Source organism: Streptomyces sp. NPDC052012 (assembly GCF_040689265.1).
Classification (GTDB): Bacteria; Actinomycetota; Actinomycetes; order Streptomycetales; family Streptomycetaceae; genus Streptomyces.
Genome location: NZ_JBFAXA010000031.1, coordinates 69,143 through 84,297 on the forward strand (window position 1 = coordinate 69,143; position 15,155 = coordinate 84,297).

The 15,155-nt window shown below is 67.5% G+C and carries 11 protein-coding genes and 1 pseudogene; 4 read left to right on the top strand and 8 right to left on the bottom strand.

Annotated elements, in window-relative coordinates:
• Nucleotides 1–36: 36 nt before the first annotated feature.
• Nucleotides 37–477 (top strand): DUF4259 domain-containing protein, encoded by a 441-nt coding sequence (locus AB0412_RS32290; RefSeq protein ID WP_366406152.1) that lies wholly within the window; start codon nucleotides 37–39, stop codon nucleotides 475–477.
• Nucleotides 478–1,319: 842 nt separating this feature from the next.
• On the opposite strand, the gene AB0412_RS32295 is transcribed toward AB0412_RS32290, so the two are convergent.
• Together AB0412_RS32295 and AB0412_RS32300 are read right to left on the bottom strand one after the other, a co-directional pair.
• A complete protein-coding gene (locus AB0412_RS32295; RefSeq protein ID WP_366406153.1) occupies nucleotides 1,320–2,798 on the bottom strand; it encodes a helix-turn-helix transcriptional regulator in 1,479 nt (492 codons plus the stop codon).
• 189 nt (nucleotides 2,799–2,987) lie between these two features.
• Nucleotides 2,988–3,260, bottom strand: coding sequence for a hypothetical protein (locus tag AB0412_RS32300; protein WP_366406154.1), 273 nt, complete (start codon nucleotides 3,258–3,260; stop codon nucleotides 2,988–2,990).
• A 637-nt stretch (nucleotides 3,261–3,897) separates the two neighbouring features.
• On the opposite strand from AB0412_RS32300, the gene AB0412_RS32305 reads away from it, so the two are divergent.
• The 3 genes and pseudogenes from AB0412_RS32305 (at nucleotide 3,898) to AB0412_RS32315 (ending at nucleotide 6,802) form a co-directional block, all read left to right on the top strand.
• Complete coding sequence (locus tag AB0412_RS32305; RefSeq protein ID WP_366406155.1) at nucleotides 3,898–4,884, top strand: ATP-dependent DNA ligase; 987 nt, start codon at nucleotides 3,898–3,900, stop codon at nucleotides 4,882–4,884.
• A gap of 315 nt (nucleotides 4,885–5,199) precedes the next feature.
• Nucleotides 5,200–5,991 carry a hypothetical protein gene (locus AB0412_RS32310; RefSeq protein ID WP_366406156.1) on the top strand — a complete coding sequence of 264 codons (792 nt, stop codon included), beginning with the start codon at nucleotides 5,200–5,202 and terminating at the stop codon, nucleotides 5,989–5,991.
• Nucleotides 5,992–6,030: 39 nt separating this feature from the next.
• Nucleotides 6,031–6,802: pseudogene (locus AB0412_RS32315) on the top strand (transposase).
• A 493-nt stretch (nucleotides 6,803–7,295) separates the two neighbouring features.
• Here AB0412_RS32315 and AB0412_RS32320 read toward each other — a convergent pair.
• The 6 genes from AB0412_RS32320 to AB0412_RS32345 all read right to left on the bottom strand — a co-directional run bounded on the left by AB0412_RS32320 (nucleotide 7,296) and on the right by AB0412_RS32345 (nucleotide 14,579).
• On the bottom strand, nucleotides 7,296–9,242 hold the full coding sequence (locus tag AB0412_RS32320; protein ID WP_366406157.1) for an ATP-binding protein: 1,947 nt from the start codon (nucleotides 9,240–9,242) through the stop codon (nucleotides 7,296–7,298).
• Nucleotides 9,243–9,316: 74 nt separating this feature from the next.
• The gene (locus AB0412_RS32325; protein ID WP_366406158.1) at nucleotides 9,317–9,652 is read right to left on the bottom strand and encodes a hypothetical protein; all 336 of its coding nucleotides are present in this window, start codon (nucleotides 9,650–9,652) and stop codon (nucleotides 9,317–9,319) included.
• Entirely contained in the window at nucleotides 9,622–10,173 is a 552-nt protein-coding gene (locus AB0412_RS32330) for a hypothetical protein (RefSeq protein ID WP_366406159.1), read from the bottom strand. The genes AB0412_RS32325 and AB0412_RS32330 overlap by 31 nt, the downstream gene beginning before the upstream one ends.
• A 135-nt stretch (nucleotides 10,174–10,308) precedes the next feature.
• Entirely contained in the window at nucleotides 10,309–10,461 is a 153-nt protein-coding gene (locus AB0412_RS32335; RefSeq protein WP_366406160.1) for a hypothetical protein, read from the bottom strand.
• 63 nt (nucleotides 10,462–10,524) lie between these two features.
• Nucleotides 10,525–12,066 (bottom strand): PIN domain-containing protein, encoded by a 1,542-nt coding sequence (locus AB0412_RS32340; protein WP_366406161.1) that lies wholly within the window; start codon nucleotides 12,064–12,066, stop codon nucleotides 10,525–10,527.
• A gap of 128 nt (nucleotides 12,067–12,194) precedes the next feature.
• Complete coding sequence (locus AB0412_RS32345; protein WP_366406162.1) at nucleotides 12,195–14,579, bottom strand: Helicase associated domain protein; 2,385 nt, start codon at nucleotides 14,577–14,579, stop codon at nucleotides 12,195–12,197.
• Between the last annotated feature and the right edge of the window lie 576 nt (nucleotides 14,580–15,155).

A 15,155-nucleotide genomic window follows, 5' to 3' on the forward strand; every position in this document is an offset into this window, starting at 1 on the left:
GCGAGACGTCAGACGGTTGTGACAAAGGAGATGATTGTGGGTACATGGGGATATAGACCGTTCGAGAACGATACCGCTGCTGACTTCGTTGGCGATCTAGACGGTGTGCCGCAGTCTGAACGGATTGAGATGCTGCGTGCGGCACTCGTGTCGGTGGCGCACGATGACAGTACCCATGTCGACGGAGGCAGGGCTGAGGTTTCGATCGCCGCTGCCGCTTTGGCTGTTCGAAAAGCGGAGGGTGGTGATGAGTTCCAGCCGGAGGTGTGCGGTATGCCCTTTGGTGAACTCCCGGAAATGCCGAAAGATCTGGTCTCCTTGGCATTCAGTGCGGTATCTCGCCTGCTCGTCAAGGATAACGATCTGTGGGACGACTGGAGTCGAAGAGAGGACGGAGCGAAATGGATTGAGATGCTCCATCGGCTGAGGTCGGTACTGGATAGGGAGAGTGGCGCCCCCCAGGATTCTCTCTGGTAGGAAAGGAATTCAGGGGGAGGCTGTTGATCGCGAAACGAAGCGATTTTCCCTCTCGCGCGTGTACTATCTCTAGTGAATTTGGCGCTTGAGGCTCGGCGAGAGCCGTTGAGCGTTCGGAGATGGTCTCACTCTCCTAAGAGTGTCGTCGACAGTCCATTAAGTGCAGCAGAGGCAGAAGCCCCGCCGGGCACGTCCTGGCGGGGTTCTCTGCGGTGGGGCGACTGCCCCTGCGGCGAGTGGCGCGGCCAGGTCTCGCGTGCCGAGCGGGCGCGCGCAAATGGATCCCCGTGGTGAGGCGGTGCGCGCTCTCCTCGAGTGGGTTTCGCCGTTGACCCCGTCGCAGAGCCGCCCCAGCGCTGTAGCTCGATAGGCCTCCGTGAGAAGTTCGACCTGACCTTGGTCGGCCGGGACAACCTCAGCCGCGTCGTGCTCCGTGAGCGCCCTGGTTCGGGTGCGGTTGGCAAACCGCTCGCTCCGCTATGGAGAGTCCGCCTGCTCGTCTGACTGTGCCGGTGGCTCAGCCTCCCTCGCGATCCGTATCAGGAGTCGAAGGCACTGGCGGCGGCGAGCGACGCCGGCTCAGTCGGCGAGGGCGAGACCCACCGCGGCGAGAGTCGACCGCAACCGTTTCGTCCACCTGCTGTGTTGCCGGGCCCTGACCGTGAACGCACCGCCGAGGGTTGGCGATCACGAGCCCGACCACGATGATCAAGATCGGGCGTGGCTTACCCGGTTACGGCCCCTCTGACCATGTCCCCGCCTGGCCGCGTGCCGCGTTCCCGGAACGGGAGCCTTGGAACGGTGGAGGGCAGGTTCTCGTTGCGGGCGCCGTTGTGGCTGTGTCATGTGCCTCCGAGTGGGGTGATGGTGGCGGGAGGTGCGGGGGTGCGCTGGCGCAGGGCGTCGGTGAGTGTGGTCAGTGGCCGGCGGCGCTGGGAGTCCGTGGGGTGGGGGTCTTCGGCGCGCTTGTGGAGGAGGCGGGCGCGGCCGTCTTCGACGGTGTGGTCTTCGGTGAGGATCTTGCTGAAGGTGTTCAGCACGGTGTCGGGTCCGCTGGTGTAGCTGCGGGCAGGCGGTGCCGGGGTGCGCTCGAGGCTGAGGGTGTGGTCGCGCCGGGCAGGCGGCTGCAGGTGTGCCGGGTCCTGGGCGGCTTCGTGGTGGGCGTTGTCGAGGAGCTGGTCGAAGTGGCGGATGTCGCCGCCCAGGAGCCGCACGAAGGTGTGCAGGACACCGCGCGGCGGCAGGACGGTGGCCTCGAGGAGGGAGGCGACGGCGCCGGCGGTCAGTGCCCAGCGGCTGGCGACCGCTATGTCGCCGGCGGTGGGGCGGCCCGCGCGCAGGTGCAGCGTGCGGATGGCAGCGCGGAGGTGTTCGGCGGCGGTCTGGCCGTCGGTGTCAGGGACGATGGCACGGTCGCTGGACTTCAGGCGGAGTTTCTCCGTCTCCCACACGGCGCGCAGCACTTCGGGGTCGGCGCCGCAGGCCTGGGCGAACTTGCGGGTCAGTTCCCAGGTGGGGACGCGTTCGCCGGACAGGATGCGGGACAGGTAGGAGGCGGAGCAGCCGATCCGGCTGCTGACCTCCTTGTTGGTCAGCTGGGCGGTGCGGACCAGCATGGACAGGATGGGCGAGAGCCGGTTGTACGCGGCTCCCGAGGCGTCGTCGGGCACGGACTGCTGCTCCGGGCCCTCGCCCCGGTCGCCGGCGTCACCGGCCTCGCTGCTCCCGTCGCTGCCGGCGGAGGTGTCCTGGGGGCCCGTGGCGGCGGTGCCGAAGAGGCCTGCCAGGGTGGTGAGGGCGGTCTGGGAGCGGTTGAAGCGGGCGAGGCGGCGCAGGATGTAGCGGTCGGTGTAGCGGTGGCGGGCGGTGTCCTCGCTGATCCGCAGGATCGAGCTGATGGCGGCCCAGGTGACGCGCCGGTAGCGGGCCCGGCCGACGACCGCCGCGGTCAGCCCGTCCAGCTGCTCCTGGAGCTGGGCGACGCGCCGCACGGGTTCCTCCCCGCCCAGGGACGGCAGGAGGCGGGCGAGGTCGCGGGCGCCGTCCTGGATGTCCCGCGCGAGGTCGGCGAGCATAAGGTCCCCGGCGCTGGGGCCGTGAGCGCCCGAGCGCGGAGCCATGGCGCCCCGCGGCGCACCGGCGTGCTCGGCCGCCGGATCGGGCGGGGCGGAGGGCTCCTGGGCGGGCGCGGCAGCGGCTCCGGTGCTGACGCGGCGCCGATGGGCGGCCTGGCGGCAGGCGTCACCGCAGTACTTCCGGGGCCGTCCCTTGCCGGGTCCTCCGCTGAGAGCGGAGCCGCAGAACTCGCAGATGTCACTCACAGTTGTTTCCGTCCGTAACGAAAAGGGTTCACAGCGGGTTTCCTGGCGCTGATACACCCGGAAATCCCCGGGTTTCATCACGCGCCGCTCACGGTGGGGAACGGGCCGGGCCTGCGCGGCGGCCCGTTCCCCACCGGGCGGGCAGGAGGAGCACCGGTGGCACCGGCCGGTCTCCTGCCCGGGGCCCTGTCAGTGCCGGTAGCGGCGGTTGTGGACGAGGCGGAACACGGCGCCGGAGAGCGCACCGCCGAGGATCGTGACGGCCTCCGCGGAGACCGTCACGTGAACGGACGGACGGAAGATGAGCAGGTATCCGACGAAGACCAGCCCGATGAACGCGGCAATGACTGGCTTGCCAAACCGGTTCATGTCACGGAACTTTTCGTTACGGACATTACGCTTGGTACGAACGAAGCGGCCGGAAGACGGTTTCGGCCGGCGACGCCGGGGGGTATGGCCCATAGGGCACTCCTTTGGTGTCGGGCGTGCGGGACTTCGGACGGGGTTTGGACGACGTTGTGCGAGGTCCCGCACGCAACCTGACGGTGAAGCTACCGACACACAGTGCGATTAGCTAATCACCCATATGCCCCACCGGGGGGCATAATTTTGGTTGCTCCAGGACGGCGGATTTTTGTAGCCGAGAGTGCCGAAATCTCCCTGGATTCCGTAGCTCCGCGTGTCGGCCATGGCCCATTTTCGACGTCGAACATTCCTGTTCACGGACCGCTGCAGAAGCGCATCGAAAGCAGTCGTATCACGGATACAGGCGTGCATGACGCGCGGGAACTCGCACAGAAGATGTGCTCACTCGATCACGCATGACGCATAGCACGACCGGAAACGTGCAATTGCGCGATCAAACCTGTTCTCCACGACACCCGCATGCAAGACCGACGCTTCCCCGGGCACCTCGTGGACCACCGACTGCCGCGCCGGTACCAACCGCACAACGAGTAACAGGCAAGACGAGGGCCCGGGCGTCTCCCCGCGGGGCCCTCGCTTGAGACTCGCCTCCCCGCTGCTGGATGATCCACTCCACGCCCATCCGGCGGACGCCTGGCATGCAGTGTCGGCGGGTGCCGCGTAGGTATGGCGTGTGGTGCTGACCCCTCCGCTTCAGCCGATGCTCGCCGAGGCGTGGCGAACGCTGCCCCCGGAGGGTGCGCTGCCTGGTGGCCTGGCCATGGAGCAGAAGGCCGACGGATTCCGTGCCATCGTCTTCGCGCAGCCCGACCGGGTCCTCGTGCAGTCCCGCCGCGGAGCCGACCTCACGCCGGCGTTCCCGGACATCGCGGCCGCGGCGGCGCGGCTGCCGGAGACACTGGTGCTCGACGGCGAGCTGGTGGTGCCCGCCCATGGACGACTCGACTTCGGCGAGCTGCAGCGCCGCACCCGGCGGCGCGGGCGTAGCGCCGTCCAGGCCTCCGACGAGCGCCCCGCCTACCTGATCGTGTTCGACGTCCTCGAGGAAGGTGGGACCGAGCTGTTGGGCCGGCCGTACCAGGACCGGCGGGCCGTACTTCAGGACCTGTTCGCCCGCGGCGTCCTCGCCGCTCCGTTCACGCTGTGTCCCAGTACGACGGATCGCGCGGTCGCGCAGGACTGGCTGGACCCATCTTGGGGTGCTGCTGGGATCGAGGGTGTGGTGCTCAAGGGCCTGGCGCAGCCGTACATGCCGGGCACACGTGCATGGATCAAGGTCCGCGCTCACGTCACTTCCGAGGCCATGGTGGGAGGGATCACGGGGTCGCTCGCCGCCCCGCAGACGTTGCTGCTGGCCCGCTACAACGCCGGGGGAGACCTGCGGCTGGTCGCTCGCACCACCCCGCTGTCCACCGCGTCCCGGCGGGATCTCGCCCACCGCTTGACCGCCGCCGGCCCCGAGCACCCGTGGCACGGCCGCCGGTTCAGCGCGGGCTGGGGCGCCGCCGGGGAGCTGGACTACCACCCCGTGCAGCCGGAGCTGGTGGCTGAGTTCCTCGCCGACACCGCCGTCGACGCGGGCCGGTTCCGTCACCCGGTCCGCTTCCTGCGGCTGCGTGACGACTTGGCACCTGACCAGGTACCGCTGGTCGACGGCTGATGCCCGGGCCCTTGGCCCTCACAGCCGGGTGTGGACGCGAGGGGCGTCCAGGGCGAGAGGTCCGGGCGGCTGTACCCGGCGAGGGGTTCCCTGTGCTCCTCACCTCGGTGATCCCGTGGTGGTCGATGGGCGGTCGGGCCTGTCAACGGGCAAGTAATTCCCCAGTGGCAGCGCCACCGTCCTCAGGCGGGTGTTCGACCGAAAGTGTGGCGGAGGGCCGGGCCCCGCCCGCCTGGAAAGTGTCCGGGACGCAGCGGCCTGTCAAGGACGCCTGCGGCGCCGCTAAGGGCTGTCCCGCAATGGCCAGGGAGGCTCGTGGCCCTGTCGTCCTGCAGGTTGGCAGCGTGGCTGTGGGAACAGTTGAATGCCCTCGTGACGGACTGGACGCAGGTGGTCGATGCTCACGGGGCGGTTGGGCGGGTGCCACTGCTCCTGGATCAGGTGGAGCGAGAGGAAGTTCCGGAGGCGTGGGACGAGCTGTGGGACCGTCTCTGTCTCCACGGTGAGACGGTCTCCGCGGCGAGCTTCGCAGCTCTACCGCGCTTGGCAGCTCTAGCTCCCGCGTGTGCCCAGGCACTCGAACTGGCCAGTGCCATCGTGCGTGGCACGTTGCGGCACCCCGACGGTGAAGCCCTGCTCGCGGCCTGTCCGAACGAGGTCGACCGGTTGCGGGAACTCGTGGACCAGAGGCTTCGGACGCGTCCGGCCGACTACAACCGCATCTTCGGTGATCTGCTCGCCCTTGCAGGGCAGTACCACTGGAGCGCCTCCTTGGGGGACTTCGCCGACGACTTCTATGCCGTGTCCTGCCCCGGCTGCGAAGCGGAGGTGACCATCGCCGTCGGTGCCTACGGCTGCTACGCGGCCATTCGAGACTGGGATCAGGGCGACATCGAGCGGCGGTCGCTGCGGCCCGCCCCGGCCGAGGAGCTTCGCGAGCCGGGTCGATGGATGCACGCCACAGCCGGCCGGGACGGGCAGCAGCGGCTCGCCGAGGGGATCAGATACGTCTTTGGCCGTGCAGAGTGTCCGGCGTGCGCCAGTGTGTTCAACATTGCGGAGGCGCACACGGCCGCGAACCTTCCTCCAGCCCTTGAAGCGTACTGAACAGGGAGAGGCGGTCCGGCCGCTTGCGATGATCTTGAAATGGCTGGCGTCATCACGGCTTCGGATCCCGCGTGGATACCCCCGTTCAGCGGGCTGAGCCCGAGGCAATTCGGCAAGCTGATCACCGCGCTCCGGCGCGAGGGCGCCGACCCGGTCCGCAGGGGCCGGCCGTGGGGCCTGCCGCTGGAGGACCGGGTGCTGCTGGTCGCCGCCTACTGGCGCACCAACCTCATCCTGCGCCAACTGGCACCGCTGTTCGGGGTGTCCAAGTCCGCGGCCGACCGCATCATCGACCACCTCGGGCCCGCGCTCGCTCCCCAGCAGCGCAAGCGGTTCCGCACGGACACCGTTCTGATCGTGGACGGCACCCTGGTCCCCACCCGCGACCACAGCATCGCCGAGCAGTCCAAGAATTACCGGTACTCCACCAACCACCAGGTCGTCATCGACGCCGACACCCGACTCGTCGTCGCCGTCGGCCGGCCGTTGCCCGGCAACCGCAACGACTGCAAGGCGTGGGATCTGTCCGGTGCCAAGGCCGCCGTCGGCCGCACCATGGTAATCGCCGAGGGCGGCTACCAGGGCACCGGCCTGGTCATCCCGCACCGCCGCGCGCACGGCCAGGATGGCCTTCCGGCCTGGAAAGAGGAGCACAACCGCTCACACCGCAAGGTCCGTGCCCGCATCGAGCACACCTTCGCCCGCATGAAGAACTGGAAGATCCTCCGCGACTGTCGTCTCAAAGGTGACGGCGTCCACCACGCCATGCTCGAGCATCGCCCGCCTGCACAACCTCACCCTCGCCAGGTGACCGGGGAACGGCGATGGTCAACCAGCATGCCGTAGATCATTTACGGGACAACACTCAGCGCGGTGAGCTGCGCTCATCCTTGACAGTCCGCCGTGTCCCTCAAGATCAGGCTGGCTATCGGGCGGCCCGGGAAAGAGCGGCGTCCTCATGGGGATCGAGGAGCAGCGTCGGGATCCCCATTGGGGAGTGTTCGGCGTTTCGGCTGGGGAATTACGCGACGTTCCACAGGGCCCGGCGTGATGCGGCGCCGGGCCCTCTCTGTCAGGGTGATGACCCTCCTCGGCACGACCCTTGCGGCGTGCGGCGGATACGGCGGCTATCTCTTTCAGCTTCAGCGATAGTGCGGTCCTGGTCCGCCGGAGTCCTGACGAGCCTCGGCGGCCCCCAGGGCGAAGACTCCCGCACACCGCAACGACGCTGCGGCCCCCGCTGTCACGCGGTCCATGACGATCGAGACCGCACTCCCGGAGCTGCTGAGCCTGACCGATCCGCTTCAGGCGCTGTCGTCTTCTCGAACGGTGAGGAGGGACACGACGTCGGCGTCCGCGTGAACGCGTTGGGCGTACTCGACGCTGTGTGTCTGGTCGGAGGCGTAGTCCAGCCGTTCCCGTTGCGTGCGCAGCCGCTCCTCACACGCGTCGATGATCGCTCCCCAGGTGATGATGCGGATGGTCACCCGGTCGTCCTTCTTGACGTATCCGTCGGGGTACTGCCACTGCACCACGTCATCGATGGAGTTGCCGACCAGCCAGAATTCCCAACGGGTCTCTTCATCGTGGTTGTAGCGCTCGTCCTGGGTGACGGCGTAGGCATAGCTGTTGATCTGGGCGACTTCCGTCTCGGACAGCACGGTGCTCGGTCGCTTGAGTTCGACGACCAGGTGTTGCTTCGTACGGCCGGCGCCTGACACGCAGGAGAGCAGAAGATCGAGCCGCCCGCCGGTTCCGTTGTGCAGCTGCACCCTCTGCTGGGGCACTGTCCTGCCCTCCAAGCGGGGCAGATGCCGGTTGAGCGCCTTCGTCAGCCCTATCTCGGAGACCGCGTGGCTGTACTCATCGCCGAAGATCCACAGCTCTTTCTCCAGCATGCGGTGCAGCTGGTCCTTCTCCCGCAGCGTGTACCGGGAGTCGAACTCGAACAGCAGCTGGCGCAACGTGTTCAGGGCGTCAATACGGTCCACAGTCTCCGCGTTCGCGGCGATCAGGTTCGCCAGCGGGGTGCGATCGACCAGATCCTCCAGCCGCTCCCTCTGCGGTCCCGACAGGGTGAACAACTCATCGAGGACCTTCGGCATCGCGGTGGGCTGGCGTCGCAGCGCCTCGCGGAGCAGCACCATCTGCGTACGGCGCGCCGACTTCGGCCCCTTCAGCTGGCGACTGACGAGACTGGCCACCTCGTTGAACGTGTCCCGCTCGGCCACCTCCACCGGACCGCTCGGCTCTCCGCTGTAGGGGTAGATGCCTTCCTCGATCCACTGCTGCACCAGTTTCCGGGTGCGCTCCCGCTCCTGCTCGCGGAAGTAGGCCCGCAGCCGGGTACGCGCGGCCTTCACCGTCCTGCCGAGCAGGGAATCGGTGTGCTCGAACTCCCCCTCCAGCAGGTCGTGGTCGGTCAGATTCGCAAACCTGTCCCACAGCACGTAGGCGGTGAAGTGGAAGTCGGGAGCCTGGATCTGGGCCAGCATTGTCATACGATGCACACCGACGGCATCGCAGATGAGCAGCTCCCGCCGCGGGGGCTTCGTCTTCCACTCAACGATGCGCAGGAGCGGCCCCGGACCGCCGGTGTCGATGCCGATATCCAGTTCTTCCTCGAAGGGCTCGCCCTGGATCGCTTCGCTCGGATCGAGAGCGGCACCGCGCCACCACACGGTCGCGGAGGGGTACTTGCTCAGGTACATCGCCAGCCGACTGGTCAGCTCTTCCCGGGCCCTGTCGGCCGTAAGACGCAGCTTGCGCTGGGCTTCTCCGGTCACCCGTACGGTGGTGCCCGGCTTCGCTGACGGCGCCGGCGCGCGTTCCTCGACATCGAAGTCGCTGTCCCCGTCCTGGAAGCGAATGACGACCTCGGTCCTTCCGCCGGGACCGTCGGAGACGGAAGTCCAGGTGGCGGTTGATCCCAGAGCGAGCACCCGGAAGCGTCCGTAGCCGTGACGGCCGTGTAGCTGACGGCCGCTCTCGGTGCCTGGCGCCGTGCGCTTCCACGAGCCTCCCATTCCCTTGAATGCGGACTCCACAGTCGCTGCCGGAATGCCGTGCCCGTTGTCGCTCACGACAACCGCTTGGACGCCGCCGAAGTCATCGAGCTCTAACTCGACACGCACGTCGGTGGCGTCAGCATCCAGACTGTTCCAGACCAGCTCCTCTACGGCTCCCAGCGGGTCCGTGCGGCGGGCAACCTTCTCGATGAAGTCAGGACGCACTTCGACAGGAATCCGCATGGGCGAAGCATGTCACCTTCCGTGGCCAGTCATCTACAGGCCCAACGTCCATGATGCCGGGCAAAGGGCCCGACTTACGGACCGTCGGGGCGCAGCGCTTGGCGTAGCGCGGCGATGCGAGCCCGGGAGGCATGGATGGCTGCGCAACGCGGGTCGGTCTCACGGTCGATCTCTGCGTAGATGGCGGCGAGGGCCTGCAGGCCGTGCTCGTACTCGTCGAGGCAGAGGCGGGAGGCCTCCGCCGCCGGCACTCGTCGGTCCTTCCAGTAGGCGTACGGTCCGCACTCGCGAAGGCGGAGCCTCAATAACCCGAGCATGGAATCGGCGTTCACCCATTGCGGGTGCGAGCGCAGGAACTTCAGTTCCTGCGGTGCCGTGGCTACCTGATCCCCCTTGTACACGACCGACACGCGGGCTCGGATGAAGCGGGGCGTGGCTTGTACTGAAACGAGGAAGCGGTCAGCTTCGTTGGGCGGCAGCACCTGGGAGATCCGCACTGTCTGGGGCTGATCCCGGGGTTCCTTGGGGGGGCCCGGTAGACGTGCGACGGGGTGGCCCGACTTGCCAGCGTCGGGTCGGCTTTCGGGAGCTCAGGCTGGAAGCCGTCGACGCTGTTGCGCAGGTCGAGCGTGAGCTCATAGAGGTAGGCAGTCTCCCCGCCGCGGTTCCGCAGTTTGAGGTCGAGGACCAGCCCCGTCTCAGACTCCCCGGCCTCGCCCTCCAGCAGAGCAGTGCGCTCTGACGGGTCGAGGTCGTTGGGCGCCACGAAGGAGGCATCGACGAACTCAACATCGGCTTTCCTCGGCTTCGGGGTGATTCGGGCCGTCGTCAAGGCTGCTCGTTCGGCCGTTCGAGCGGCCCGCATGGTTGCCCAGGACCCCAGAGCCGCGCCCAAGAGGCCTGCTATCGCCGCGATGATGACTTCGAGCATGGCGGGGCCCTACTGCTGTGCACTCCCTTCGGGGGCTACTTGCCAGCTGCACCATCCCAGGTAGGGCCGATCAGGCACACAACCGGAGGAAGCTCGGCTCCTGCGGCGGCCGACCATCGCGCTTTGTGGTCCTCTTCACGGCACCCACACGCAAGACCGGCGCTCCCCGAGCACCTCGCAGTCCACCGACTCCGGATCCAACCGCTCGGTGGCGACCTGGTCGTAGCCGACGCCGTCGACCGGGGGTCGGGGCGCGCGAACGCACACCCGGTGCCCCGCCGCCTCCATACCGCCATCCTCGGACGGGCTACGTCCGCGCTCTTGCCCGGGCCAGCCGTTCCGCTGGAGTGGTCACTCGCCTTCGTGGTCGTCGTCGGCGGCCGCGTCGTCTGTCCCATCCGCGCGGGCTTCCGAGGGATCAGGATCCGACTGCTCAACTTCATCAACGGCTTCGTCATGGCCGCTTGGTTGGTGCAAGTCGGCAGCGATATCCAGCTTGGGCATGGAATCTGCCACTTGTCGGGCGAGACGGTGCAGTGGGTTGTCGATCAGCGCCAGCTGGTCGGCCGCAATCTTCCGGGCGAGACGCTGGGCGGGGGAGTCGATCAGCTTCAGATGATCGGCCGCCTGCTGGGCGAGGCGATGGGCCTGCGTATCGAAGAGCTTCTGCCGGGCAGCCATTTGCTGAGCGAGGAGCTGCGCGGGGCCATTGATCAGCGCTGCCTGTCGAGCGGCAGCCTGCAGGGCGAGCTGGTTGGTAGCCGTGTCGAGTTTCGCGAGGGTGGGCGCGAGCTGTTCGGCGACCATACGTTCAACGGGAGTCTGAACCTTGCGTTTGGCACCCGCCACGATGTCAGCGACCCGCATTTTGAGCCCCTGCAGAACCCTCATGCACGACTCGTCACTGGTGTCTGGTGGTGACGGCTCCTCCGAGGTGAGTAGAGTCGGAGCCTCGTCGTCGCGAGCGGAGAACAGAACCTTCATCGACCACACGCAGGCGATGTAGCCGACCGGCGCCTCGACCTCGTCGACGGCAGGCCCGTACAGCATCCATTGCGCATTGGCCGTGTACCAGACGTCGCTCTCGATCTCGTGGCCCGTGACGTCCGTGACGCTGAGCAGCTCGACCTCGGGCTGGGCGAGCCACGCGTACCAGTCTTCCGCCGCTTCGCGGTCGCCAAGGCCGACGAAGCCGGTGAGAGAACCGAGGTCCATCGCCGTCTGCGCCACTCGGTCCCGAACGGCTGCCGACTTCAGCAGCTCGGTTGCGGCAGCCTCCGCGTCTGCCCCGGACACCTCCCTGGTGAAGTGGGAGACGACCTGATCGAAGTTCTTCAGCAACGTGAGCTGGTCCTCCAGACCGCGGATGTCCTCATTCATGGGGTACCTATAGGCCGACCCGTCGCCGAAGTCGTCGCTGTTGTTCGTGACGAACCATACGTGCTCATCGGGGTTCTGCTCTAGGAACTCCAGGACGGAGAACCAAATCGCCGCGTCGCGGCCCCCCTCCGAATGATCCTTGACCCGCTTCGTCGGGGGCAGCGCCATCGCCTCACGCTGAAACGCCCTGCGGATAGCCGCATCGCTGGTTTCGATCACCTCGAAGATATCGCGGTAGGCATCCCGCCAGTGATCGAGAAGGCGCTCCAGGTTCAGCGGCTCCAGCGAGCTCTTCGGCTTCCAGGGAAGATACGCCTCCAACTTCGCCAGAGTGTTCAACACCGCCTGGTGCTTGTCGGGGTAGAGGCGAGCTTGGTGGGCGGCCATCTCTTCCAGCACCATCCAGGGCACACCGACCCGATGATGCTTCGATTGCCGCAGCTTCCGAATGAGGTCAGCACGCGGACTTGAAGGCGACAGAAGGTTTACCGCGTTCGTGTCGAAGATGATCAAACAAGCCTCCCTGCTCGTACGGACGCAGTATCCCAGCGGGAGGCCGTTGACAGCCGCTGGCTGGCGCCCGGATACCGCGCGAGGGGCCATGCCGGAGTCGGGGCCCTCGCGCGGTATCCGGGCGCTACCTACACGGCGGCCCAGTCGAGTCCGAGGCCGGCCAATGTGGCGAGTTTGTCGGCGGTGAGTTTGGCGCGCCTGGTCTTCTGGTTCATGATCCACACTCCGAGCTTCACCTCACTGCCGTCCGGTAGCTGCTCTACGTGGCCCCGGGGGACTTTCACGGAGCCTGTGCGGGCTTTGTACTGGGCCAGGGCCGCCACGCCCCGCTCGAAGGCGCTCAGGGCCGTCTTGGGGGCCTTGGTGGGCGGCTCCTGCTCGGGTGGCAGCGGCGTGACGCCGATCGCCTCCAGGAGCTGGCGTTGCCCGTCCATCAGCCCCGCCCAGACCGTGTGCTGGCGCTGCTTGGCCAGCCACCGTCCGATGTCCATGCCGTGGACGGTGACGCCGGGCATCACATCGGCCTGGTCCTCGTCGGCGACCAGCTCCCGTACGGCGGCGTAGTGGCGTTGCCAGTCCGCCGGCCACTCCGGGTTCCAGTCCGGGTCGACGGCCTCCAGCGCGGCCTTCCACTCGGGGTGGTCGTCCAGCGCACCCGGCCGCCTCAAATTCGAAAGCCATTGCCCGACCGGCCGGTCCAGCATCGTCGCGGATCGGGGTGCGCACAGTGTCCAGTGCTCGTCGTAGTACGCCTTGGCGGCCTCCAGGTTCTCCTGGAACCGCGCGTCCGCGAGGCTCCAGACCATCCCGAGCTTCTCCAGCCGCCGGGCCCGAAGGCCGCTCATCTGCCCCGCCCCGTAGGCCCGCCGCTGCTCCGCGACCCACTGCCCAAGCGGGTACGCGCCCTCCTTGTGCCCGTACGGAACCCGGGCGTGGCCCTCACGCTCGGTGTACTGCTTGAGCTTCGCCCAGCCGCGCGCCCAGTCCTGCTTCTCCGTGTCGATCACGTTGAAGCTGACCCACTCCGCGACCATCACCGGATCACGCGGCACGGCAAAGCGGAGCAGAAGACGGGATTCTTCCTCGCCTTCCTCGGGCGGCGGACCGATGTACTCGGAAGGCTGTGCCACGTCCTTCTGCGGCTCCTGCGGAATCGCAAGAAGTTCGATGGCCTCTTCATCGTGAGCCCGCAATCCTTCGAGGACCTTCACCAAAGGCCGATACGATCCCGAGGTGAACATATCCTCCGGCTTTTCTCCCGGCTGGAGAAATACCGGCACAATCAGCGAAGCGAGTTTCCCCTGTCCCGGCTTCTGACGCAGCGCCCGACCGATGGCCTGGACGATGTCGTGCGGCGCGCCCTTGGGATCCAGCAGGGCCACGGAGTCCACGGCGCGGATGTCGACGCCCTCACCCAGGACGCGGCAGTTCGACAGCACGGCCCGCCGCGCCGTGGTCCCGAAGCCGCTCAGGACCTCCCGCCGGCGCTCAGGGTCGTGCTCGCCGCACAGCCAATCCGCCCAGATCTTCGCTGGGTACTTCTCGGGCTCGTTGGCGTGCAGCTTCTCCGCCACCCGCTGAAGGCCCTCCGCGTACGCCTGAGCCTCTATCGTCCGGTGGTGAAACGTGATGCACGTCGACAGGTTGTGCTGCGCCATCGTGTGCAGCAGCGCGGCCTGGAGCGCCCCCAGGCGCTGCCCGCGGACCTCCTCGGTGTGCCGGTCCTCGCCCATCAGCCGCTCAGGTGTGACAACCGGGTCCTGAAGCTCCAGCACGATGATCTGGTACCGCGCCAGCAACCCGCGCGACACGGCCGACGCCAGCGACAGCTTGTACAGGACGGGACCGAAGACCTTCTCGTCGTCCATGGAGGCCGCCATCTCACGCGGCAGCGGGTCGCGCACCCCCTCGGCGACCTCGCGGTTCAGCCGCTCCTCCCAGATCCGCGGCGTCGCCGTCAGGTACAGCCGGCGGTACGCCGGGATGACGCCCTGGTCGTGGATGTCCGCCCACGCCTTACCCATCGAGCCCGAAGTCCGGTGGGCCTCATCGACCACGGCCAGGTCCACCGGGGCCAACTTCTGGCCGTAAACGCCCTCGAACGCCTCCGCCAGCACGCCCAGCGAGGCGTACGTCGCGTAGATGGTCACCGGGCCCTGGCCGTGCCACAGCGCCAACTGCACCGGGTTCGTGGTGGCGCGAACACCCAGGGTCCACAACTCCGGGTCGTCCTGGAGCGAGCACACGGCAACCGCCGGCCCCGTGTGCCCGGCCTCGTGCCACGCCTTCACCGTCTGCGCCAGCAGATCCAGCGTCGGCACCAGCACGAGAATCCGGCCCTTGGGCACGAGCCGCTTAGCGGAAGCCGCCGCAATAATCGTCTTCCCCGTACCGCACGCGGCGTGTACCTGCCCGCGAAGACCGTTCCAGGGAATACCGCCCGGCGGGATATCGAAGCCGCGCACAATGGCAGCAACGGCCTCGATCTGATGGTCACGCAGTTTCACGGCCATGCCCCGTTTTCTCCTTTTCGCGGAATGTGGCGCGTAATCAGAAAGGGAATCCCGGCGCGAGGTACGCGGCGCTGGGGATGCGGTATCTGATCCCAGACTCTACACAGCCACGACCCGTGATGCATCACTCCCGCGCCAACACCGCTCCCCATGGTGATACATGACTCAATCCCGCCCACCAACGGCCGGGTCGTGCTGTATGCTGGCGGGGTATAAATGAGCGTGCCGGGGCGGTTTCGAGGGTGAGGGAGGGGTTCGGGTGGAGCGCAGCGGAGCCCGTCACTGCGGTGGGGCCGGCACCCCGTCAGGCCGACGGTCCGTCACCTTCGTTGCGGGGATGGTGGCTGGGAATCCCAAACCCTACACAGGCGCGAGCGCGATGCACCTCCCCTTGCTGCCAGCCTCGGCACCCGCGCTTGCGCGGGTGCTCACAATTCGCGCTTGCGCGAATTGCACTGCATTTAGAATTCCGCTTGCGGAATTCAATTCCCGCGCTTGCGCGGGAATTCGGCGGAGCGTCAGCGGAGCCGTCACTACCGCGCGGCTTGCCGCGCGGTATCCCGCGGAGCGGGATAC